Below are 22,340 nucleotides of genomic sequence, written 5' to 3'. Positions count from 1 at the left end.
GTCCTTGCGCACTGGGGCGGAATGACGTCGTTTCTGTGACGCGGGTCACGGCGTTGCAGCCTGCGGCTGCGCTAGGGTCGGCGCCGTGGCAGAGGCGGCGGCGGTGGAGACCGCTGTCTGGCTGCTGCCGCTGCGGGGATCGAGGATGCGCAGCTCCTCCCGCCCGTCCGGCAGGGTCACATGGAACACGACCCGTCCACCGGCTTCGACCATGGCGCCGATCCGGCTGCCAAGGGGGAGGGCGGACACCGCGGCGGCGGTTCCCGTGGACAGAGTTGCCGTGGCGGCGGGCGAAGCAACAGCCGCCGCGGCCGGTGCCTCGCGGCGGGCGAAGCTGCGGGGGTGGTCGGGATTGGTGGCGCGCTGGTACACCTCCCAGCCGATGAATGCGAAACCGGCGACGATGATGGCGCCCATGACGATCAGGAGTGCTTTGAGTGCCCGCACGGAAAGTTGTCCCTTCGCTTGAGGCCGACCGCGCCCTGCCCGCGGCGATCCTCGACGATCTGGATGACGACCTCCTGCCGGAGGAGGGCGGGGAGGAGGCGCTTGCCGCGGCGGCGGCCGAGGTCCTGCACGCCGAGGTCCTGCACAGTGTCGCCGTGCCCGGAACGGCCGCCGGCGAGCGGCTCGACCGGGTGCTGGCGGACCTGCTGGCGGCAGCGGGCCTGTCGCGGTCCCGCGTCCGCGCCCTGATCGAGCAGGGATGCGTGGCGACCGGCGGCCTGACCATAGACGACGCCTCCCGCAGGGTCAAACCGGGCCAGGCCTTCACCGTGCGGGTGCCGGGCGCGGCTCCGGCCCTGCCGCAGCCCCAGGACATCCCCCTGACCATCATCTTCGAGGATGAGGACCTGCTGGTGGTGGACAAGCCGGCCGGGCTGGTGGTGCATCCGGCGGCGGGCAACGCCGACGGCACCCTGGTCAATGCGCTGCTGTTCCATTGCGGGGAGCGCCTGTCGGGCATCGGCGGGGTGCGCCGGCCCGGCATCGTCCACCGGCTGGACAAGGATACCAGCGGGCTGATGGTGGTGGCCAAGACCGACCGGGCCCATCAGGGGCTGGCGGCCCAGTTCGCCGACCGCTCGCTGTCGCGCACCTACCAGGCCGTGGTCTGGGGGGCGCCGTCGCCGAAGGAGGGGCGGATCGAGGGTAATATCGGCCGCTCCGCCACCGACCGCAAACGCATGGCCGTGCTGGAGCGCGGCGGCAAGCCCGCCATCACCCTCTACCGCACGCTGAAAAGTTTCGGTGCGGGTGCCGCGCTGGTGGAATGCAAACTGCTGACCGGGCGTACACATCAGATCCGGGTGCACATGACCCATGTGGGCCATCCGCTGGTGGGCGATCCCGTCTACGGGCGCGGACGGCCGGCACGGGCCAGGCTGCTGCCGGAGCCGGTCCGCGCCGGGCTGGCCGCCTTCCCGCGGCAGGCCCTGCATGCCGGCGCCATCGAGTTCCTCCATCCCGTGCGGCAGGAAAGGATGCGGTTCCAGTCCCGACTGCCCGCCGACATTGAAACCTTACTTGCAACGCTGGACTCGGTATAATGGCCGATCCCGAGTTCGGCAGGTGGTCAGAGCGACACCTGTCCACGCCAAATGGCTCCACGCCAGCCGGCCGCGCCTCCGGTGCCGTAACGGGCCGGGGCGGGTCATCAAGGCCCATCAGGGGGTGAAACATGGCATCGGTACCCGCGGTCCCGGTCATCAATTCCGAAAGCAACCTGTCCCGGTATCTCCAGGAGATCCGCAAGTTCCCCATGCTGGAACCGGATGAGGAGTACATGCTGGCCAAGCGCTGGCAGGAGCATGAGGACAGCGTCGCCGCACACCGGCTGGTCACCAGCCATCTGCGTCTGGTGGCGAAGATCGCCATGGGCTATCGCGGCTACGGCCTGCCCCTGTCCGAGCTGATCTCGGAAGGCAATGTCGGCATGATGCAGGCGGTCAAGCGCTTCGATCCCGAGCGTGGCTTCCGCCTGGCCACCTACGCCATGTGGTGGATCAGGGCCGCCATCCAGGAATACATCCTGCACAGCTGGTCGCTGGTGAAGATGGGCACCACGGCGGCGCAGAAGAAGCTGTTCTTCAATCTGCGCCGGCTGAAGGGACAGATGCAGGCCATCGAGGATGGCGATCTGGCCCCGGAGACGGTGACGAAGATCGCCCAGACGCTGGAGGTGCCGGAGGCCGACGTCGTCTCCATGAACCAGCGCCTGTCCCAGCCCGACCACAGCCTCAACGCGCCCCTGCGCGTCGACGGGGAAGGCGAGTGGCAGGACTGGCTGGTGGACGAGCAGGACAGCCAGGAGATCCGCCTGGGCGAGCAGGAGGAGATGGGCAAGCGCAAGGCGCTTCTGGCCCAGGCCATGAAGACGCTGAACGAGCGTGAGCGCCACATCCTGGTCGAGCGCCGCCTGCGCGACGAGCCGACCACGCTGGAGGATCTGTCCCAGCAATACGGCATCAGCCGCGAGCGCGTGCGTCAGATCGAGGTGCGCGCCTTCGAGAAGCTGCAGAAGGCCATCAAGGCCGCGGCGCTGGAGCAGCGTCTGGCCTGACACCGTCCCGGTCCGCCGGGGGCCGTGTCGCCGGGGCGGGCGTGGTCTGGACCGGTTGGGCCGCCGGGGCATCCGCCCCGCCCTGACCCTCCAGCAGCCCCTGGGGTTCGGCCGCCTCCGCATCCTTGCCCAGGATGGCCGTGCCCCATTCCGCCACCAGGGTGGCGCGCTGGGCCTCCAGCGTGCGGATGCGGCTTTCGTTGCGCATGGCGATGCCGGCCGCCACGAACTGCGGCACCAGGAAATAGATGACCCAGCCCACAGCCGCCGCTCCGTACATCACCAGCCAGGTGGACGGGTCGGCCAGGAAGCGCATGGCGCGCTCCATGCTGTGTCCACCCTGCCAGAGCAGGATGACATAGGGGGCGATGCCGCAGAGATTCATGGCGCCCACGGTCAGGGCGGCCGATTTTTCGCTGTCGCGGTCGACGATCCAGGCCACCACGGTCGGCAGCAGCCCTACCATCAGCAGCACACTGGTGGGCAGCACGAACAGCCCCAGCGGCAGCAGCACCAGCAGCAGGACCAGCAGGCCGCCCTGTCCCGGACGGCGCTTGGGCGCGACCTGGCTCATGCTCATGCCGGCCTCGGCATCACGGATGGCCCCGGCATCACGACGGCCTCAACATGACGATGATGGTCAGGATCAGGATCATACCCGAGACGACGCTGGAGATCACGGCCGCCATCTGGCGCCCGCTGCCCTCGGCCATGCTGCGCCGGTCATCCAGCCCGGCCTTCAGCGTGTCGATCTGCCGGGTCAGCCCCTCGTAACGGCGCATGGCGGTCAGAAAGCCCTTGTCGTCGCGGCGGATGGCCTCGGCATCGTCCACCAGCCGCAGCACATCGTCCAGCACCCCGGCCCGCGCCAGCCCCAGCGCCTCCGTCTTCAGCCGTGTGCGCACCTCGCGGTTCTTGAAGCGTTTGAAGGCCGGCTCCAGCAGCGTGATCATCCAGCCGCACAGATTGGGCAGGCGGGCGGGGCCGTAGCGCTGCTGCGCATCGGCCAGGATGGCGGCCATGGCGATGGCGCGCCGGGCCGGATCGGGCGTGCCGCTGGCCAGCGGACCCAGCAGGGCCTCGTTCAGCTTCTTGTTGCGGGCGGCGATGAAGGCCAGCACATGCCGGTCCACCGGGTCGCGGGCGCGGTTGGTGGAGGCGCCGACCGTGTCCAGGGCCTGCAGCAGGTCCGGCAGCGTCAGCGGATGCTGCCCGCGCACCAGCGGGCTCAGGCAGGGGCAGCCGGGGTTCAGCTCGTACAGCACCCGCTCGATGCCGAAGCCGGGGCCGGTATGCTCCAGCAGCACGCGCTGGGTGTCGAACAGCTGGATCAGCGGCACCAGCTCGGCCCGGAATTCGGTCTGGCAATTGACCCAGAACAGCGGCAGCTGGGCCAGGATCATCTCGGCATGGGGCTGGACGCTGCCGCCGGCGGCCATGGCCTCGGCCAGGGCGGGACCGAAGCCGTCGGGCAGCACGGCGATGCCGCGGTAGCGGATGGGGGCTGGCGGGTCCAGGGCGATGGCGGCGCGGGCCACCAGCCGTTCCTCCTGGCTGGCGCTGCGGGCGCCGATGCCGGCGGACTCGATCGCCGTCTGCAGCACATTGGCCCGGTGCTCGTCACCGACGCTGCGGCGGACCCAGCGGTCCACATCGCCCTTGTCGATCAGCGGGGCCGCGGTGGTGGGGGCGCGGGTCATGGCCCGGGCCAGCGCGCGGCAGTGCCAGAGTTCCTCGCCCTTCAGCTCGAACGGGCGCACGCCGCGCCGCGGCACCTGCGGCTGCTTCGGCGACAGGCGGCGGCCCTGCAGCCACAGATCGAGATCGGCCAGGGTCCAGCGCTGGCGCGGATCGTCGGTCATCAGCCCGCGCAGCGGTTCGATCAGGCCCTGGGGCAGCCGCACGGCGCTGGTCAGGGCCGGATAGGTGCCGCGGTCCATCTTCAGCCGCAGGATGGCCTCGTCGTCCAGGTCGCGCAGGGGATTGCGCCCCAGATGCAGGATCAGCAGCGTGACGCCCAGGGCGTAGAGATCGTCGGCGATGGTGCCCGGCCCGCGGCCGGAGGGCTGGGCCATGCCCCGCTCGATGGTCTCCAGCAGCAGTGGCTGGCTATAGCCGGCGGGGGTGGAGACGCAGTCGCCGATGACCAGAGCCGTGCTGGTGGCGTCCTTCAGGAACAGGTTGGTGGGGCGCAGCCCGCCGCAGGTGACGCCGCGCACCGTCATCTCGCGCAGGGCCAGCAGCAGCGACGGCATCAGCACGCGCACGATATGGTCGTCGCTGAACGGATCGCGGCTGTCGCCCAGCGACGTCATCAGCCGGCGCCCGCCCGGCCGGTCCAGCACCAGGGCGAAGCGGCGCCCGCCGCCGGGCCAGTCGATCGTGCCCCAGTCCAGCAGGCGCAGCACCGCCGGATTGTCCATGCCGCGGAAGGCCTGCAGCACATCCAGGCGCGGCGGCACCGGCGCCTCGCAGACCAGGGCGAACAGTTCGCTGCGACGGTCCTTCAGGCCGCGGCAGACATAGGCGCTGGCGCCGGGCGAATCCAGCTCGGCCAAAGGCGCGCCGGGCATAACTTCCCAGCGTCCGCCCAGATCGACGGGCGTGGTGTCGATCCCGCCCGCATCCCTGGTTCTGGCCGCGCTTGCCATCATCGTCCGTGTCGCCGCCGCGGCCCCTGCCGCCCGCCGGGATCATGGCAAAGCGGGGGGCTTTGTACAACCCGGGCGGACTTCGGACCCTGCGGCCTGTCCGTCCGGCATAGGCCGGCCGGCGGCCGGCCGGTCTCAGTCCTCGAACGGGTCCTTCACCAGGATGGTGTCGTCGCGCTCGGGGCTGGTGGACAGCAGCGTCACCGGCGCCTCGATCAGCTCCTCGATGCGGCGGATGTACTTGATGGCCGTGGCCGGCAGCTCGGCCCAGCTGCGGGCACCCTGGGTGCTCTCGCTCCAGCCCTCGAAGCTCTCATAGACCGGCTCCACCTCGGCCTGGGCGGTCTGGGCCGCCGGCAGATGGTGGATGATCTCGCCCTTGTAGCGGTAGCCGGTGCAGACCTTCAGCTCCTGGAAGCCGTCCAGCACGTCCAGCTTGGTCAGGGCGATGCCGGTGATGCCGCCGGTCTTGATGGCCTGGCGCACCAGCACGGCGTCAAACCAGCCGCAGCGGCGCTTGCGGCCCGTCACCGTGCCGAATTCGCGGCCGCGCTGGCCGATGAGGTCGCCGGTCTCGTCCAGCAGCTCGGTGGGGAAGGGGCCGGAGCCGACGCGGGTGGTATAGGCCTTGGTGATGCCCAGCACATGGCCGACGGCGCCCGGCCCCATGCCCGAGCCGGCGGCGGCATTGCCGGCCACGGTGTTGGAGCTGGTGACGAACGGGTAGGTGCCGTGGTCCACATCCAGCATGGCGCCCTGGGCGCCCTCGAACAGGATGCGCTTGCCCTGGCGCCGGGCCTCGTCCAGCCGCTCCCAGACCACGGCGGCATAGGGCAGGATCTTCGGCGCGACCTCGTGCAGCTGGGCCATCAGCTCGGCCTTGTCCAGCTCGGCGGCGCCCAGGCCGCGCAGCAGCGCGTTGTGATGGAACAGCAGCTGGTCCACCTTCTCGCCCAGCAGCGCCTCGTCGGCCAGATCGCACAGGCGGATGGCGCGGCGGGCCACCTTGTCCTCATAGGCCGGGCCGATGCCGCGGCCGGTGGTGCCGATCCTGTTGGCGCCCCGGGCCTCCTCGCGCGCCTTGTCCACGGTGGAGTGCAGCGGCAGGATCAGCGGGCAGTTCTCCGCCACGATCAGGCTGTCCGGGGTGATCTCCACGCCCTGGGCCTTGATGGCCTCGATCTCGCGCAGCAGGGCCCAGGGATCGACGACGACGCCGTTGCCGATCACCGACAGCTTGCCCGGCCGCACCACGCCCGAGGGCAGCAGGCTCAGCTTGTAGACCACACCGTTGATGACCAGGGTGTGGCCGGCATTGTGGCCGCCCTGGAAGCGCACGACCACGTCGGCGCGGCTCGACAGCCAGTCGACGATCTTGCCCTTGCCCTCGTCGCCCCACTGGGACCCGACGACCGCCACATTGGCCATGATGCTGCTCCTGCTTTCTCAAGTCGGCCGGGGCGGGCCATGGTGGCCGGCCCCGGCAAAGGATGGCTTGGGATGGTGCTGCCGGAGCGCGGCTGCCGCCATGCCCCGCACTCCGTTCTAAACGGCTGTCGGCCCGCTGGCGCCCAGCACATGGCCGCAGCCCAGGCGCCGCGCCTCGGCCGCCGCATCGCCGGCGGGCTCCAGCCCGCTGACGGTTTGCCATCCTTCCGCCCGCAACTGCACCGCTGATTCATAGGGGGTGCCATGGGGCAGGAACAGACGGCGGGGGGCCTGGGGTCCGGGAATGGCCTGGATCACCGTATCGGTGAACAGGGTGAAGCCGGTGGCCGGCTCGTCGGCCTCGGTGCGGTAGCGGCCGCCGCGGCCCAGCTCGCCACGCACGCCGCGGGCGAACAGGGTGAAGCTCAGCCCCGTCTGGTACTCGAAGCCGCGCTGTTCCACGGGATCGATGGTGAAGGACAGGTCGGGCAGGGCCTGCTCCAGCAGGGCGACGGCCGCGGTCAGGCGGGCGCGTTCCGGCTCCGCCGCGTCCGGCAGGGCGATGGCGGCCAGCCGCTGCACGGCGGCGGGCGCCGGGCCGCTGGCCTTCAGCAGGTCGGTCAGCACCGCGGCGGCCGGGCCGGCCACGGCGGCCACGGCGGCGGCATCGCGCTTGTCCAGGGCGGCGCGCAGCTGGGCCTGCTGCTTCGGCGTCAGGCCGAAGGCGGCGGCCACCGCCGGCACCAGCGTCGGCACCGTCAGATCGATGCTGACATCGGCCGCGCCCACGGCGCGCAGCGCCGACAGGGCCAGCAGCGCCACCTCCACATCGGCGGCCGGCGCCAGGCTGCCGATCAGCTCGATGCCGACCTGGCCGAACTGGCGCTCGGGCCGCAGCTGCCCGCCCTTCACCCGCAGGATCTGGCCGGCATAGGACAGGCGCAGCGGCCGCGGGGCACCGCCCAGGCGGGTGGCGGCGATGCGCGCCACCTGGGGTGTCATGTCGGAACGCAGCCCCATCATGCGCTGGCTGACCGGGTCCATCAGCCGGAAGGTCTGCTTGGACAGGGCGGCGCCGGCGCCGGACAGCAGCCCCTCCTCGAACTCGATCAGCGGCGGCTTGACCCGCTCATAGCCATGGGCGGCGAAGGCCGCCATCAGCCGGCCCACCACCTCTGCCTCATGCTCCGCATCCGGCGGCAGCAGGTCGCGCAAGCCCGTCGGCAGCAGGGCCTTGGCGGCCAGATCCTGGTCCGGCAGGTCGGGAAGGAAGGCGTCGGTCATGGGCTCCATCGCCACGGCAGAGGCAGGGACGGGGGCGCCCGCCAGGGCGTCCGCACGCCCGTTTCGTACCGCCCCCCGCCGCGTCTGGCAAACGGATTTGGCCGGGGGGCTGTCAGGCGAACAGGGCGCGGATGCTGTCCATGGGCAGGAACAGGCGGTCTGGATGGTCGGCGAAGGGGTGGAACCCTTCCCGCCGGTAAAAGGCGGCGGCCGCCGCGTCCTTGGCATCGACGATGATGGCAAAACTGGCGATCTCGCTGCGCAGGACCCTGTGCAGGGCGTCTGCCAGCAGGAACCGGCCCAGACCACGGCCCCGACACTGCCCATCAATGGCCAACCGGCCGAGCAGCGTGGCCGGGATCAGCGGATAGCGCGGCAACCGGCGGATCAGCGCCTGCGGCAGGTCCGAGGGCGACACCGAAAAGGCCGACAACGTGTAGAAACCGCAGATCCGGTCAGCGTCATCGATCAGGACGAAGGGGGCCGCCAGATGTTTGCGGGCATCCTGCCCGGCCTGGAGACGGAAATACCGGTCCAAGGCGTCGACGCCGCAGCGGAACTGCGTGCGATCATGCCGGGGCGCCAGCGGCTCGACCCGCAGACCGTCCCAGGGATGCACCGCTCATGCTCCGGTTGCGTCGCGATAACGCCGAACGGTCTCGTGCAATCTTTCACTGACGGCGGGCGGATTGAGCAGCGCCTCGACAAACGCCTCGCTGTCCCGCCGGGACAGGTCCAGGCGATGGTGGGCCTCAATGGTCTGCCGGGCCGCATCCTGCAGGCTGGACAGCACGAAATCGGTCACGGAGCGCCCCTGCAGGGCGGCCGCCTGTTCGATCAGCTGCTTCTGCTCCGCGCTGATCCGCGCTTCCAACCGTTCGGACCGGGCACGCCCCGCGGTCATGGCGCCGTGTCCCGTTCGCTTTCCGGCGGCCTGCTTTTCCGTCGCTGTCGGCATGGCCTGTCTCCTTCCCGCTACTGTACGGCCATTGGCCGGAGGAGTCGACTCTCTCCCCCGTTCCGATCCTCCCCGTCCCGATAAAGCAGAAGGGCGGGCACCCCGCGGTGTCCGCCCTTGCGCCGGTCCCGTGCCCGCCCGGGTCAGACCACGCGGACGTTCTTGAACTGCCAGGGATCGCTGTGGTCCAGGTCTTCCGGGAACAGCGTGCCGCGGCCCTGCAGCGGGGTCCAGTCGGTATAGGCGCCGACCACCGGACCCAGATAGGGCATGCAGATGTCCAGGCAGCGCTCGAAATCCAACTCGTCCGGCTCGACGATGCCGCGCTCCGGGTTCTCGATGGCCCAGACCATGCCGGCCAGCACGGCGACGCAGACCTGCAGGCTGGTGGCGCTGTTGAACTCCACCAGCTGGCGGGCCTCCTCGATGGACAGCTGCGAGCCGTACCAGTAGGCGCCCTTCTCATGCCCGGCCAGCAGCACGCCCAGCTCGTCCACGCCGTCGATGATCTCCTTCATCAGCAGGCGCTGGGTCTCCTGCTGCACGAAGTTCTTGCCGGCGAACTCGTGGATCGACTTCACCGCGTCGTCGCAGGGGTGATAGGCGTAATGGGCCGTGGGCCGGTAGACCACCCGCTCCCCCTCGCGCAGCGTCAGATAGTCGGGGATGGAGATCGCCTCGGAATGGGTGATGAGGAAGCCGTGGAACGGCCCCTCCATCGGCGTCCAGGTGCGCACGCGCTGGGTCACGCCGGGGCGCGCCAGGATGATGCCGGCTTGGCAGCCGAAATCGTGGCGGATGCCGTCGGGCGGGAAGGTCTTCTCATGGCTGCCCCAGCCCAGCTCCGCCGGCTGCGAGCCTTCCGAGACGAAGCCGTCGATGGACCAGGTGTTGACGAACTCGCCCCGCCGCTTCGGCACCGACGAGATCTGGGTGTCGCGCTCGGCCACATGGATGACCTTCACGCCCAGGTCGCGGGCCAGGGTGGCCCAGCCGGTGCGGTCGGCGGGCGTGGCCACGTCGCGGCCGGTATCGGCGGCGATGTTCAGCAGGGCGCGCTTGACGAAGTGCGACACCAGCCCCGGATTGGCACCGTGGGTCAGCACGGCGGTGGCGCCGCCCGGCCGCTTCTGGCGCAGGGTCAGCGCCTGCTCGCGCAGGGCGTAGTTCGAGCGCAGCGACAGCGACAGGCCGGGGTCGGTATAGCCGCCGGCCCAGGGCTCGATGCAGGTGTCGATGTAAAGCGCGCCCAGCGCGCCGCACAGCTCCACCAGGGCGGTGGAGGACACATCGACCGACAGGTTCACCAGGAAATCGCCCTTGCCCAGCAGCGGGGACAGGATCTGCCGGTAGTTCTCGCGCGTCAGCGGCTCGCGCACGAACTTGATGTGGTAATAGTCGGCCTCGTCATGCCCGCGCTCATCGGCGGTGACGATGGTGATCTGCTCGGGCTTGATGTCGATGTGTCGCAAGATCAGGGGCAGGACACCCTGGCCGATGCTGCCGAAGCCCACCATCACCAGACGGCCGGGCAGGGCGCAGTGCTTCACATGATCGTTCATTCTCTCTCGCTCCGAGCTATGTTTCGCGCGTAGAAGGTCCTTTGACCTGCGACTTGGGGTTGAAGTGGAACAAAAAGATCCCAAGGCCGCCCTGTAGGGGGCGGCCCCGGGGTCTGTCGGGTACCTGTGACAGAGAGTGGACTAGCCGGCGCTCGCTGGCAACCTCGCCGCGATGCCGTGGCCCGCCGTCTCCAGCAGCGGGCCGTCGGAAACCTCGACCAGACGCGCCTGGTCGAAGCCGTTGAAGGCGGTGCGCAGGGTGGCGCCATAGGCGCCCAGCTGGCCGATCTCGATCCAGTCCCCTTCGCGGATATCGTCCGGCAGCAGGAACGGCCCCTGCATGCGGTCGGCGCTGTCGCAGGTCGGCCCCCAGAAGCTGAAGGCCGTCAGGGCCGCAGCGCTGTCCCCCGCCGGCCGCACCAGCCGGCAGGGAAAGCGGAAGCCGGGCACGCCGGCATCGGACAGGCTGCCATAGGCGCCGTCATTGATGAACAGCTCCCGGCCGCGGCGGCGCTCCACCTGCACCACCACGCTGCCGCCGGCCGCCACCAGGGCGCGGCCCGGCTCGCACCAGATCCGGGTGCCGGCCGGCAGGGCCAGCCTGTCCACGCCGCGGCGGATGGCCTCGAAATAGAGCGACAGGTCGGGCGGGTCCATGTCGGGATAGGCCACGGGGAAACCGCCGCCCACATCCAGCACGTCGATGGCGACGCCGGCGGCGGCGATGACCTCGCCGGCCAGGGCCAGCGCCCGCTCATAGGCCGCCGGGTCCAGCATCTGGCTGCCCACATGGAAGCACAGGCCCACGCGGGCGCCGATGCCGCGGGCACGGCGCAGCAGCGCCGCCGCCGTCTCGCGCTCGGCGCCGAACTTGCCGGACAGGTCCATGGCGGCCGTGCCCTTGGGCATGGCCAGCCGGATGAACAGGCCCAGATCGCCGGCATTCCCCGTCTCGGCCAGCAGCTTGTCCAGCTCCTCGCCGCAGTCCAGCGAGAAGTCGCGCACCCCGTACTCGCCATAGGCCTGGCGGATGGCGGCGCGGTTCTTCACCGGGTGCATGTAATGGATGGCGGCATCCGGGAACATCTGGCGCACCACGCGGATCTCCGCCGGGGAGGCGCAGTCGAAATGGCGCACGCCGCCCTTCCACAGCTGGCGCAGGAAGGCCGGGTCCGGGTTGCACTTCACGGCATAGAGCACATCGCCGCCCAGGGCCGCGGCGAAGCCGGAAACGAAATGGCGGGCCGTGGCGCGCAGCACCGCCGGGCGGATGCAGTGCATCGGCTCGGCCGGGCGCAGATCGGCGACCCGCGCCTCGACGCTGGGCAAGCTGGCGGGCAAGCTGGCGGGCAAGCCGGCGGGCACGGTGGCGGCGGCGGTGAAGCTGCGGCGCAGCGGGGACACGGCGGAACGGAAACGCGGCTGGGCCATGGCGAACGGCTCCCTTCGGGGACAGGGTCCCCGCATCCCGGCGGCACGCGGCCGGACCGGAATGACGAACGTGGGCGGACCGGACGGTCTGTCCGGAAGGCGACGAGGGGGGAGGGACTCTGGTCCCGCGCCGTGATTGCCGGGCCTGGCCTGCCGAAGGCAGGGGTGCCGCAAAGCGTCAACTGACGAGGGGAATGACCAGACGGGGGCTCAGGCTGTCATGGCCCCAGGGTGCCATTTTCCTGACATCGGAACGGCGTTCATATCGACTTCCCTCTCGGGACCGGCCCACTTTCGACCGGTTCTGCCAAAAAGGACGCCTGACGTCGTTGCGTAAACACCAGGGGCGGATGGGGCCGGTTGGTCTGGCATTTCGCCAGGGCAACGGCCTGCCCAAGGGCCAGGGGCACGTGCGGGTGCGTCTGTGCCCTTATTTATGCATTTCGCGTCCGGGCGCAAGGGACTTTTATGCGGGGGCGGCCGCCGGGCCGGAGCGGGGAAACGGACAGGGGAAGGGCGGACCGGTGCCGCGACCGTGGCCGCGGCACCGGTCCGCGACGGATCAGGCGGCGCGCTCGGCGGTGCCGCCGCTCTTGGCCCCCGCCGCGCCGGTCATGTCATGCAGGCGGGCATTGATGCGCGACAGCGCCTCGGTGCGGCGGCGGCGCTCCTGCTCCACCGTGCGCAGCAGGGCCGACAGCAGATCGCGCATCTGCTGATTCTCCTCGGCCAGCCGGGCCTTCTCCTCCACCAGCCGCGCCTTGTCGGCGGCCATGCGGGCCACGCTGTCGCGGGCCTCGGCCACCTCCTGGTCCTGGCGGCTCTGGCGGGCCGACAGCTCCTCGATGGTGCGCAGCACGCTGTCCAGCAGGCGGGCCTCATCCTCGGATGGTGCCTGGGTGATGGCGGCCCGCACCTGGGCGATCAGCGGCTGGGCCGTCGCCACCCCGCCGGCGGGCCTGTCGCCCGCCTTGTCGCCGGTCCGGTCACCGGTCCGGTCGGCGGCCGGGTCCAGGGCCGGCGTCTCCCGCTCCGGGGCCGGCCGGGTCAGGACCAGGGGGGGCTCGTCCAGGGCGCCGTCACCGGCACCGGCCTCGTCCGGCCGGGTGCCGGCCCTGGCCGTCGTCTGGGGGAAGGCCGTCTGCGGCGCCGTGGCCTGCCCGTCCGCCCCGTCCAGCGGAGCCGGTGTCAGCCGCATGGGCGGCGGCGTCCGGCCCGCAGCCGTGCCGCTCGGCGGGGTATTGGCCGACGGGGTATTGGCCTGCTGGGGGCTGGCCGTCTGGGTGCTTGCGGTGCGCAGGGCGGACGCATCGGCGTCCGGGCTGGGTTCACGGCCGAACCGGAACCCGATCTTGCTGTCGTTCAGGAACATGGCGGGGGCCTCCGGCAGAAGGGTGCGCAGGACGGACGGTCACGGACAACACAGGGATACTGCCCTGACCATGCTGCCGTGGAGATGTGATTTTAAGCAGGTACAAAATGGGGGGAGGGATGATTTTTCCGGCCGGCGCCCCGGCGGTAAGACCAGGGGGCGACAGGCCGGACGCCGCTGGGCCGGACGCTGGTGGGCCAGACGCTGGTGGGATTGACCGGCCGCGGCCCGGCACAGGGCCGTGGCCCGCAATCATTGCCGGCCCCTGCGGTTGACAGGGCACCCCCGGCACGGCCGGGGCCTGTCACATGTGAAGGAGTGTTTCCATGGCCGATGAAACCATGACCGGCGACCTGCGCGGCAAGCGCTATGCCGTCCTGGCCACCGACGGATTCGAGCAGGTGGAGCTGACCGGGCCGGTGCAGGCGCTGAAGCAGGCCGGCGCCACGGTCCATGTGGTGGCGCCGGGCGCCGGCCGCATCCAGGGCTTCAACCATCACGACAAGGGCGAGACGGTGGCGGTGGACGTGACCCTCGATCAGGCCAAGGCCGAGGAGTACGAAGGGCTGGTGCTGCCGGGCGGGGTCATCAATCCCGATGCGCTGCGGCTGGAGCCGGCGGCCATCACCTTCATCCGGCATTTCGTCGAAACGGCCAAGCCCATCGCCGCCATCTGCCATGGTCCCTGGACGCTGATCAATGCCGGGGCGGTCAAGGGCAGGACCATGACCTCCTGGCCGTCGCTGCAGGCGGATCTGGAGAATGCCGGCGCCATGTGGGTGGACCGGGAGGTGGTGACCGACCACGGGCTGGTCACGTCGCGCAAGCCGGACGATCTGCCCGCCTTCTGCGCCAAGATGATCGAGGAGTTCCGCGAAGGCCGGCATGACGGCCGCCGGCACGCGGCGGCCTGATCCCCGGATCTGATCCCGCCGGGGCGCGCCCCTTGCCTGCGCGCCATTGCCTGGACGGGCGATGGCTGCGCGCCATCGGCCGGCCCGCTCTGCCCCCTTTTCCCGTTCACCCCGGCGACGGGGCGGGTGACGGGGCAGGGCGGGCACCCCATATGATGCTCATGCGCCCGTTCCTTCCCCTGATGCTGTTTCTGCTCGTCGCCGGCCCGGCCGTGGCCCAGCAGAACCCGCTGCTGCGGCCATCGCCGCTGTCGCCCGGTGCCGTCTCCTCCTCGCCGCAATCGGCGGTCGAGCAGGAGCGGGCGCGGCTCTACCGTGACACTCTCGCGCCCGCCGTGCGCGATGGCGCGACGCTTGACGCCCGTGGCAAGCTGGACCCGCTGGAACAGCGCCGGCTGCATGAGCTGCAACGCGAAGCCCGCCGGGTGGATCAGGCGCTGGTGCCGCCGCCGGCGCCCCTGGTGCCAAGCCAGGAGGCGGTGGACGAGACGCTGCACCGCGACCGCGTGCCCGGCACGCTGGAGCGGCTGCCGCCCCTGGGCCATGGCGGGGCCACGCTGAAGCCCGGCTCCCGCCCCGACAGTCCCCCGCCGGAGCCGGCGCCCGCAGCCGATCCCCGTGCCGCCACCGCCGCCCCCCTGTCCCTCCGCCCGCCCCCCGCCGGCGAATAGGGGCCGGCCTCCGTCCACGCCGCGGCCACGTCCGGGACGCCCGGCCACCCGTCATTTCCCTGCCTGCCTGCGGTTGTCGGCCCGCGACCAAGCGGCCCACCCCGCCACCGCGTCGTGCCCGCGCAGGCGGGGCCGGCCCTGGATGCCCGCCTGCGCGGAGGGTCCAGGGGAACGCCGCGCCCGTTCGCTGCCGGAACGAAGCCGGCCCGGATGGGTTATTCCTGGACCGGGTCCAAACACGGAAAGGTTTTCCCATGGACGTTCTGCGCATCCTGATCGCCATCCTGTTGCCGCCGCTGGGCGTGTTCCTGCAGGTGGGTCTGGGGTTGCAGTTCTGGCTCAATCTGCTCTTGACGATCCTGGGCTACATCCCCGGAATCATCCACGCTGTCTATATCATCGTGAAATACAAATAGCGGGAGGAGGCGGTGACCCGCCACAGGCCCCGGGCCGTCGATCCGGCCACCATCGCCCATCTGCGCCGGCTCTCCGACCTGCTGGACACGCGCTGGCGCATTCCTGGCACCGGCATCCGGTTCGGGCTGGATGGGGTTGCCAGTCTGGTGCCGGTGGCGGGCGACACGCTGACGGCCCTGGTGTCCGCCTATATCATCCTTCAGGCCCGCTCCATCGGCGTGCCGGCGGGGACGCTGGTGCGCATGATCGGCAATGTGGGGCTGGACTGGGCCGTGGGTTCGATCCCGGTCATCGGCACAATCTTCGATGTGGCCTACCGCGCCAACACCAAGAACATGAAGCTGCTGAACCGCCACCTCGATTCCTTCGAGACGCTGGCGGCGGAGCGCTACAGCATCAGCCATCCCGGCTGACGACCGGGCCGGGTTCCGCCCGTGCGGCATTGGACAAAATTCCTATTATCCCCTATGCTGCGGCGACGCATCGGCGCGATGCGCGGCTCTTGTCCATGGTGAAGATCCCGACGGGGAAGGGGCTGGCCCGGCACCCGCTGTCACATTGGTGACTGTCGCACAGGCGGGGGGCGGTTCACACGTCACCTTTGTCACCTTAAGGCGCTTGTATTCAACGGAATCAAAGGCTTGTAAGTTAACGCCCGCGGTGCTGAGCGTCACGTTGACGTCACCTTAGCGTTGCGTTTGTCGCTTTGATGTCGCCTTTGCGTCGCCTTTGGTCGCGCGACGGCAGGTGATGTCACCTTGACCGGGTGACCGCCCTGGCGGCGGGACGGGACAGCGGCGCGTTTCGCCGCCGCCGCCGCTCTGCTAGCATCCGCCGTCTCCGGCCCCGTGCCGCACTTTCCCGACTGTCTGCCCCATGCTTGCCATCACCCCCTTCATCAGCCTGGACGAGGACGAACTGCAGGAGAGCTTCCTGCGGGCCGGGGGGCCGGGCGGGCAGAATGTCAACAAGGTGGAGACGGCGGTGCAGCTGCGCTTCGATGCCGCCAACTCGCCCGCGCTGCCCGACTGGGTCAAGCAGAAGCTGCGCACGCTGGCCGGACGGCGCATGACGGACGAGGGCGTGCTGGTCATCACCGCGCAGAAATACCGCAGTCAGGAGCGCAACCGCGAGGATGCGCGCCTGCGGCTGGTGGAGCTGATCCAGAAGGCGGCCGAGCGCCAGCCGCCGCGCCGCCCGACCCGCCCCACCTTGGCCAGCAAGCAGCGCCGCCTGGAAGCCAAGGGCGGCCGCTCCGAGGTCAAGCGCCTGCGCGGCAAGGTCACGCCGGATTAAAGGGCGCACCGGCCCGGGCGCTGCGGCGCGGGGCCGGCGGAAATCCTTGCTGCCGCCGCCTGCGGCCACTACAGAAGCCAGCCATGACCGCTTCCCATCACGATGTCCTGATCATCGGGGCCGGCGCCGCCGGGCTCTATGCCGCCATGACCGCCGGGCGCCGCGGCCGGCGCGTGCTGGTGCTCGACCATGCGGAGGAGGCGGGGAAGAAGATCCTGATCTCCGGCGGCGGGCGCTGCAATTTCACCAACACCGGCACCGATCCCAAGCGCTTCCTGTCGCGCAACCCGCATTTCGCCATCTCGGCCCTGCGCCGCCACGGGCCGCGCGAGTTCCTGGATCTGGTGGAACGGCACGGCATCCCCTGGCACGAGAAGAAGCTGGGCCAGCTCTTCTGCGACCGCTCGGCCCGCGACATCGTCGCCATGCTGCTGGCCGAATGCGCCGATGCCGGGGTGCAGATCCGTCTGTCCTGCCGCATCGACGCGGTGGAGCGGCCGGATGGCGGCGGGTTCGCCCTGGCCACCAGCCACGGCCCCGTCACCGGGGATGCGCTGGTCCTGGCCACCGGCGGCCTGTCGATCCCGAAGATGGGGGCCACCGGCTTCGCGCTGGATGTGGCCCGGCGGTTCGGCCTCGCCATCGTCGAGCCGCGGCCGGCCCTGGTGCCCTTCACCTTCGACCCGGCCACGCTGGAGAAGACCCGCGACCTGTCCGGCATCGCCCTCGACGGGACCGTCTCCTGTGCCGGGACCAGCTTCCGCGAGGCGCTGCTGCTGACCCACCGCGGCCTGTCCGGCCCCTCGATCCTGCAGATCTCCAGCTATTGGCGCGACGGGATGGGGGTGACGGTGGATCTGTCGCCGGACCTCGATCTGGCGGCGCATCTGAAGGCGCTGAAGCGCAGCCGGCCGCGGGTGGAGCTGAAGACGGTGCTGGCCGAGCTGCTGCCCCGCCGGTTCGCCGAGCGCCTGTTCGAGGCGGCGGTGCTGGAGCAGCAATTGGTCAGCCGGCCCCTGGCCGATCTGCGCGATGCCGACCTGGCCGAGACGGCGCGGCGGCTGCACGGCTGGACCGTGGTTCCCGCCGGGACCGAGGGCTACCGCACGGCCGAGGTCATGCTGGGCGGCGTCGATACCGCCGGCCTGTCCTCCAAGACGCTGGAGGCCAGGGCGGTGCCCGGCCTCTATGTGGTGGGGGAGGCGGTGGACGTCACCGGCTGGCTCGGCGGCTACAATTTCCAATGGGCCTGGAGCAGCGGCCACGCCGCCGGCATGGCGGCGTGACCGTCCCTCAGTCGGCCTCGCCCCGGAGCGGGGGTTTGCTCCAGGAGCGGAAAGGATGGGCCAGCTGGCCCAGGAAGCCGTGGGGCACGGTGTCGTCGGTGCCGATATCGACCGGGGGGCGCCGGCCGGCCGGCAGATAGCGCGTGCCGAACAGCATGTCCCAGAGGATCAGGTTCTCGCCGTAATTGGTGTTGCCTTCGACCGGGTCACGGCTGTGGTGCCAGCGGTGCAGTTCCGGCGTGCTGAACACCCAGTTCAGGATGCCGCAGCGCATGTCGATGTTGCAGTGGGTCAGCAGCCCGACATAGGTGGTGATGGCCAGCATCCACAGCACCACATCCTTGGGCGCCCCCATGGCCAGCCCCACGGTCAGGGCGAATCCGGCCTTCCACAGCGAATCGAGGAAGTGGAAGCGGCCGGTATTGACCACCCACAGGCGCGTGACGCTGTGATGGATGGCGTGCCACTGCCAGGCGACACCCCATTCATGGCCCAGCCGGTGCGCCCAATAGAGGCCGAACTCGCCCACGACCAGGGCCAGGGCCACCTGGGCCGCCAGCGGCCAGTCGGCCGGCCACCAGCCCGAGGCGGCGGCGGGGGCCACGGCGCTGACCCCGACGAAGGTGCCGACCGTGGCCAGCATCTGGCCGATGCCCTTGTTCAGGGCCGTGTGAGCGACGTCGTTGAGGATCTGGCCGTCATTTTTCAGCCAGACCGTCTCATAGGGCATCCGCTGTTCCAGCAGCAGCAGCACGGCGCCCAGGCCGAAATAGGTGACGTTGTAGGCCAGGACGGGATGGCCGGAGGCCCAGCCCAGCCAATAGCCGGCAATACACAGCGCCAGCAGGGCCGGCCACAAGATACGCGACAGCAGACCGCGCATTCGCCATCCTTTCGGCTAGTTTCTAGGGTGTTATCGCTGAGTTCACCGGCTATCCGCAAGATGCCTGAAGGATTCGGGCGGCCATTGGTTCGCCGCGTGGACGGTATCGGGGAAGAGTGACGGCATCATGAAGATCGGACTTGCGCTGGGAAGCGGCGCGGCACGGGGATGGGCCCATATCGGGGTCATCCGGGCGCTGAACGAGATCGGCATCCGCCCGGACGTGGTCTGCGGCACCTCGGTCGGCGCGCTGGTGGGCGGCGCCTGGCTGACCGACCAGCTGGACGACCTCCAGGACTGGGCCAAGCGCGTCGGCCTGATGGGGGTGCTGAAGCTGATCGACATCACCCTGTCGCGCGGCGGGCTGGTGTCGGTGGAAAAGGCCTATGAGCAGTTCCGCAATCCGCGGACCGACCGCGCCATTGAAGGGCTGGAGACGCCGTTTGCCGCCGTCGCCACCGATCTGGCCACGGGCCGCGAGGTCTGGCTGCGCGAGGGGCATCTGCTGGATGTGGTGCGCTGCTCCGCCGCCATGCCCGGCCTGTTCCCGGCGGTGCGGCATCAGGACATGTGGCTGGTGGACGGCGCCCTGGTCAATCCGGTGCCGGTGTCGCTGTGCCGGGCCATGGGGGCGGAGATCGTCATCGCCGTGAACCTCAACGGCGACCTGTCCTGTCTGCCGCGCCTGTCCAAGGCCGCGCCGGGGCCGGTCAACGTCTCCCTGGAGGAACCGTCCGACATCGGGCCGGAGCCGCCGTACCATGCCGTGCTGCCGCCATCGAAGCCGCTGGCCCAGTTCATCGCCAAGCTGGGCGCCACGGTGGGGGAGCGCACCAAGTTCCTGGCCTCGCAGCTGCTGGCGCCGAAGCAGCCCACGCCCAATGTGCTGGAGGTGCTGGCCGGGTCCATCGACATCATGCAGGACCGCATCACCCGCTCGCGCCTGGCCGGGGAACCGCCGGACGTGCTGCTGACGCCGCGCATCGGCCATATCGGCATCCTGGATTTCGACCGGGCCGAGGAGCTGATCGAGCTGGGCTATACCGCCACCATGGCCATGCGCCCGGCCATCGACCTGGCCATCCATCCCCGGATCTACTGACGCGGGCGCCCTCAGGCGCCCAGCCGCACCCAGGTCAGCTCGTGCTTGTTATGGTGCAGGTGGAACAGCTGCGACCCGGGAATGGCGGCGAAGGCCCGCGCCGTCTCGTGATCGGTCTCGCCCTGGAACTTCAGGGTGCAGACGAAGTTGCGCACGGTCCCCGCCGCCAGCCAGCGCCGCACCATGCTCAGCAGCCGCGACGGATAGCAGATGATGTCGCAGCAGAGCCAGTCCACCGGCCCGATGGCGGCCGGGTCCAGGCCGAAGGCGCTTTCCCGCCGCTCGGTCACACCGGGCAGGCGGGCGATGCGCGGGTCGAGCGGGGCCTTGTCCACGGCGATGACCCGGGCGCCGCCGCTCTGCAGCACCCAGGTCCAGCCACCGGGGCAGGCGCCCAGATCCAGGCACAGTTCCCCCGGCTGCGGCCGCAGCCCCAGGCGGGTGAAGCTCTCCCACAGCTTGAGATAGGCCCGGTTCGGCGGTGTCACCTTGTCCTCGACGAAGGTGATCTCGCCATTGACATAGGGGCTGGAGCAGCGGGCCGCCGCCAGGATGGTGGCCTCGTCCAGCAGCGTCCAGGAGCCCAGCGGGGCCGTCGGCAGCGGTGAGGGGAACACCACCGGCTTGGCCGAGACATGGGGCAGGTTTTCCTGGATCAGCGCCGTCCGCCGGTGATGGGCGAAGGCGTAGGGCGCCCAGTTGCGCTGGATGGCGCGCAGGGCCCTGGCGCCCTGCTTGATCGAGGGGACCGGCAGCAGCACCGGGTCGAACCAGATGTTCTGGGCCCAGGCGGCGGGGCGGGGCGGGCCGTCGGCCAGCACCAGCCGGCCATGGACGGCACGCACCTCCCCAAGCTCCTGCAGCAGCGGCTCCAGGAATTCCTCAGCGGCCAGATAGCCGGTGGCCCCGGTCGGGGTGCCGGCCGGGGCCACGAACGCGGTCGTTTCAGTCAAGGCAGTCCGGATGGTCAGGGCAACAGATCGGTGGAAGCAATAACCGCCTGGGTCCGGTTGCGCACGCCCAGCGAGCGCATGACTGCCGTGACATGGATCTTCACCGTGCCTTCGGACAGGCCCAGCTCATAGGCGATCTGCTTGTTCGATTTGCCTTCGCGCAGGCAGCGCAGCACATCGCGCTGGCGCTGGGTCAGGGCCGGCATGCCGGCACTGCCGCCGCCGCCGGATGCGGCGGTGCCGCCCGCCGCCGCGCCTTCGCCCTGGATCGCCGCCGGCGGCACATAGATGCCACCGGAGAAGACCAGGTTCAGGGCGCTCAGCATGATCTTGACGCTGGAGGATTTCGGAATGTAGCCGGAGGCACCGGCATCCAGGGCCGCACGGACATCCGCCTGGGATTCCGAGGCCGAGACGATGACCACCGGGGTTCCTGCCTGCATCTCGCAGATTTCCTGGATGCCGGCGAAGCCTGGCCAGCCTGGCATCTGCAGGTCCATCAGGATCAGGTCGAATTCCTGGTCGCCCTGCGCCAATTGAAGCACTTCATCGAACGTCCCGGCTTCAACGAACGTTGCCTTCTCGTCGAGTTGCATCAGCAAACGACAGAGACCTTCCCGGAAGAGCAGATGATCGTCACCGATAAGGATATTCATCATGATTCCTGCAACGTGGCCTTGACCAATTTAGCCATTCGGGCGATGGGGCCGCACCGAAAGGGGTAGTGGTGCGGCGTGGCATCATTATTAGCCTCTTATTAATACAAAAGTCCCGGCCTGTCTGCCATTAGCTGCGCTTACCCCTCCCGGATAAGGCAGGGGCAGCCTAATCCGATCGCCATCTTCATCTGCGCCGGAGGGGGCTGATCCTCCCTTGTCGCTGGCGCCGAAGGGGTGCGGGCTTCAACGCCGTTCCGCTGCCGGTTCAGGCCGGTCTCATCGCGTGCGTCCCTGCAACCGCGACAGGTGAAAGGCGTCCGGATTGCTCCGGAAAAGCCAGTCAGGAGGTGAGACGTCGCCGAAGGCCGAGCGCCGGGACTGGCCGTTTGTGTCGCTGGATACCCCGATCTGCGCGGGTTGTCAGTGCGTTAAGGCCGTGGCACAAGGGGGTGGCTCTGCGGCGCGTGCCGGCCGGCCCTGCCCCTTGGCCATAGACGGTGCCAACCAGCAATTCAGGGGTTGTTGATGCCCAGAAAAGTGCGCAAGGCTGTATTTCCGGTGGCGGGTTTGGGGACGCGGTTTTTGCCTGCGACCAAGGCGATCCCGAAGGAGATGCTGCCCTTGGCGGACCGTCCGCTGATCCAGCATGCGGTGGATGAGGCGCGGGCGGCCGGGATCGAGATGTTCTGCTTTGTCACCAGCCGGGGGAAGAGCGCGCTGGAGGACCATTTTGACCTGAACTATGAGCTGAACGCGACGCTGCGCACGCGCGGCAAGACCGATCTGCTGGCGCTGGTGGAGGCGATCCAGATCCAGAGCGGCTATATCTCCTATGTGCGCCAGGCCGAGCCGCTGGGGCTGGGCCATGCCGTCTGGTGCGCGCGCGAATTCGTGGGCAACGAGCCCTTCG

General features: G+C 70.0%; 23 protein-coding genes. 10 read left to right on the top strand and 13 right to left on the bottom strand.

Annotation, left to right across the window (positions count from 1 at the left end; genetic code table 11):
• Positions 1-45: 45 nt before the first annotated feature.
• On the bottom strand, positions 46-447 hold the full coding sequence (locus tag DK368_RS13335; RefSeq protein ID WP_155524576.1) for a hypothetical protein: 402 nt from the start codon (positions 445-447) through the stop codon (positions 46-48).
• Here DK368_RS13335 and DK368_RS13330 point away from each other — a divergent pair.
• Positions 438-1,550 carry an RluA family pseudouridine synthase gene (locus DK368_RS13330; protein WP_420818901.1) on the top strand — a complete coding sequence of 371 codons (1,113 nt, stop codon included), beginning with the start codon at positions 438-440 and terminating at the stop codon, positions 1,548-1,550. The two genes, DK368_RS13335 and DK368_RS13330, sit on opposite strands and share 10 nt — an antisense overlap.
• A 131-nt stretch (positions 1,551-1,681) precedes the next feature.
• Complete coding sequence (rpoH, locus tag DK368_RS13325) at positions 1,682-2,563, top strand: RNA polymerase sigma factor RpoH (protein ID WP_114394459.1); 882 nt, start codon at positions 1,682-1,684, stop codon at positions 2,561-2,563.
• Here the strand turns inward: rpoH and DK368_RS13320 are convergent.
• From DK368_RS13320 to DK368_RS13280, 9 genes are all read right to left on the bottom strand, one after another.
• Complete coding sequence (locus DK368_RS13320) at positions 2,529-3,143, bottom strand: hypothetical protein (protein WP_193552292.1); 615 nt, start codon at positions 3,141-3,143, stop codon at positions 2,529-2,531. The genes rpoH and DK368_RS13320 overlap by 35 nt on opposite strands.
• A gap of 31 nt (positions 3,144-3,174) precedes the next feature.
• Positions 3,175-5,217, bottom strand: a complete 2,043-nt coding sequence (locus DK368_RS13315; RefSeq protein ID WP_240002488.1) for a serine/threonine-protein kinase — start codon at positions 5,215-5,217, stop codon at positions 3,175-3,177.
• A 132-nt stretch (positions 5,218-5,349) separates the two neighbouring features.
• Positions 5,350-6,642, bottom strand: coding sequence for an adenylosuccinate synthase (locus DK368_RS13310; RefSeq protein ID WP_114394458.1), 1,293 nt, complete (start codon positions 6,640-6,642; stop codon positions 5,350-5,352).
• Positions 6,643-6,759: 117 nt separating this feature from the next.
• Entirely contained in the window at positions 6,760-7,926 is a 1,167-nt protein-coding gene (locus tag DK368_RS13305) for an ATP phosphoribosyltransferase regulatory subunit (RefSeq protein ID WP_114394457.1), read from the bottom strand.
• A 112-nt stretch (positions 7,927-8,038) separates the two neighbouring features.
• Positions 8,039-8,545: a GNAT family N-acetyltransferase gene (locus DK368_RS13300; RefSeq protein WP_114394456.1), complete on the bottom strand. Its 507-nt coding sequence runs from the start codon at positions 8,543-8,545 to the stop codon at positions 8,039-8,041.
• A gap of 3 nt (positions 8,546-8,548) precedes the next feature.
• Positions 8,549-8,830, bottom strand: a complete 282-nt coding sequence (locus DK368_RS13295) for a type II toxin-antitoxin system TacA family antitoxin (protein ID WP_114394455.1) — start codon at positions 8,828-8,830, stop codon at positions 8,549-8,551.
• 197 nt (positions 8,831-9,027) lie between these two features.
• Positions 9,028-10,446: a homospermidine synthase gene (locus DK368_RS13290; RefSeq protein ID WP_114394454.1), complete on the bottom strand. Its 1,419-nt coding sequence runs from the start codon at positions 10,444-10,446 to the stop codon at positions 9,028-9,030.
• A gap of 141 nt (positions 10,447-10,587) precedes the next feature.
• On the bottom strand, positions 10,588-11,877 hold the full coding sequence (locus DK368_RS13285) for a type III PLP-dependent enzyme (RefSeq protein WP_114394453.1): 1,290 nt from the start codon (positions 11,875-11,877) through the stop codon (positions 10,588-10,590).
• 562 nt (positions 11,878-12,439) lie between these two features.
• Positions 12,440-13,249, bottom strand: a complete 810-nt coding sequence (locus DK368_RS13280; RefSeq protein ID WP_114394452.1) for a hypothetical protein — start codon at positions 13,247-13,249, stop codon at positions 12,440-12,442.
• Between the two features lie 326 nt (positions 13,250-13,575).
• Between DK368_RS13280 and DK368_RS13275 the strand changes: the two genes are divergently transcribed.
• The 6 genes from DK368_RS13275 (at position 13,576) to DK368_RS13250 (ending at position 17,833) form a co-directional block, all read left to right on the top strand.
• Entirely contained in the window at positions 13,576-14,163 is a 588-nt protein-coding gene (locus DK368_RS13275) for a type 1 glutamine amidotransferase domain-containing protein (protein WP_275668525.1), read from the top strand.
• Positions 14,164-14,324: 161 nt separating this feature from the next.
• The gene (locus tag DK368_RS13270; RefSeq protein WP_155524575.1) at positions 14,325-14,834 is read left to right on the top strand and encodes a hypothetical protein; all 510 of its coding nucleotides are present in this window, start codon (positions 14,325-14,327) and stop codon (positions 14,832-14,834) included.
• Between the two features lie 254 nt (positions 14,835-15,088).
• Entirely contained in the window at positions 15,089-15,250 is a 162-nt protein-coding gene (locus DK368_RS13265; RefSeq protein ID WP_114394450.1) for a YqaE/Pmp3 family membrane protein, read from the top strand.
• Between the two features lie 12 nt (positions 15,251-15,262).
• The gene (locus DK368_RS13260; RefSeq protein WP_114394449.1) at positions 15,263-15,664 is read left to right on the top strand and encodes a DUF4112 domain-containing protein; all 402 of its coding nucleotides are present in this window, start codon (positions 15,263-15,265) and stop codon (positions 15,662-15,664) included.
• Between the two features lie 463 nt (positions 15,665-16,127).
• Positions 16,128-16,547, top strand: coding sequence for an alternative ribosome rescue aminoacyl-tRNA hydrolase ArfB (gene arfB / locus DK368_RS13255; protein ID WP_114394448.1), 420 nt, complete (start codon positions 16,128-16,130; stop codon positions 16,545-16,547).
• 83 nt (positions 16,548-16,630) lie between these two features.
• Entirely contained in the window at positions 16,631-17,833 is a 1,203-nt protein-coding gene (locus DK368_RS13250; RefSeq protein ID WP_114394447.1) for a BaiN/RdsA family NAD(P)/FAD-dependent oxidoreductase, read from the top strand.
• 7 nt (positions 17,834-17,840) lie between these two features.
• On the opposite strand, the gene DK368_RS13245 is transcribed toward DK368_RS13250, so the two are convergent.
• Positions 17,841-18,716, bottom strand: coding sequence for a sterol desaturase family protein (locus DK368_RS13245; RefSeq protein ID WP_114394446.1), 876 nt, complete (start codon positions 18,714-18,716; stop codon positions 17,841-17,843).
• 127 nt (positions 18,717-18,843) lie between these two features.
• On the opposite strand from DK368_RS13245, the gene DK368_RS13240 reads away from it, so the two are divergent.
• Positions 18,844-19,818: a patatin-like phospholipase family protein gene (locus DK368_RS13240; protein ID WP_114394445.1), complete on the top strand. Its 975-nt coding sequence runs from the start codon at positions 18,844-18,846 to the stop codon at positions 19,816-19,818.
• Between the two features lie 11 nt (positions 19,819-19,829).
• On the opposite strand, the gene DK368_RS13235 is transcribed toward DK368_RS13240, so the two are convergent.
• The gene (locus DK368_RS13235; protein ID WP_240002487.1) at positions 19,830-20,771 is read right to left on the bottom strand and encodes an SAM-dependent methyltransferase; all 942 of its coding nucleotides are present in this window, start codon (positions 20,769-20,771) and stop codon (positions 19,830-19,832) included.
• A gap of 14 nt (positions 20,772-20,785) precedes the next feature.
• Positions 20,786-21,427, bottom strand: a complete 642-nt coding sequence (locus DK368_RS13230; RefSeq protein ID WP_114394444.1) for a LuxR C-terminal-related transcriptional regulator — start codon at positions 21,425-21,427, stop codon at positions 20,786-20,788.
• 528 nt (positions 21,428-21,955) lie between these two features.
• Between DK368_RS13230 and DK368_RS13225 the strand changes: the two genes are divergently transcribed.
• On the top strand, positions 21,956-22,340 hold a 385-nt coding region (locus tag DK368_RS13225; protein WP_275668524.1), incomplete at its 3' end, for a UTP--glucose-1-phosphate uridylyltransferase.

The organism is Oleisolibacter albus (assembly GCF_003336875.1).
Taxonomy (GTDB): domain Bacteria; phylum Pseudomonadota; class Alphaproteobacteria; order Azospirillales; family Azospirillaceae; genus Niveispirillum; species Niveispirillum album.
Note: the sequence above shows the minus strand (reverse complement) of the source record. Positions and strands in the feature narration are given on the sequence as shown.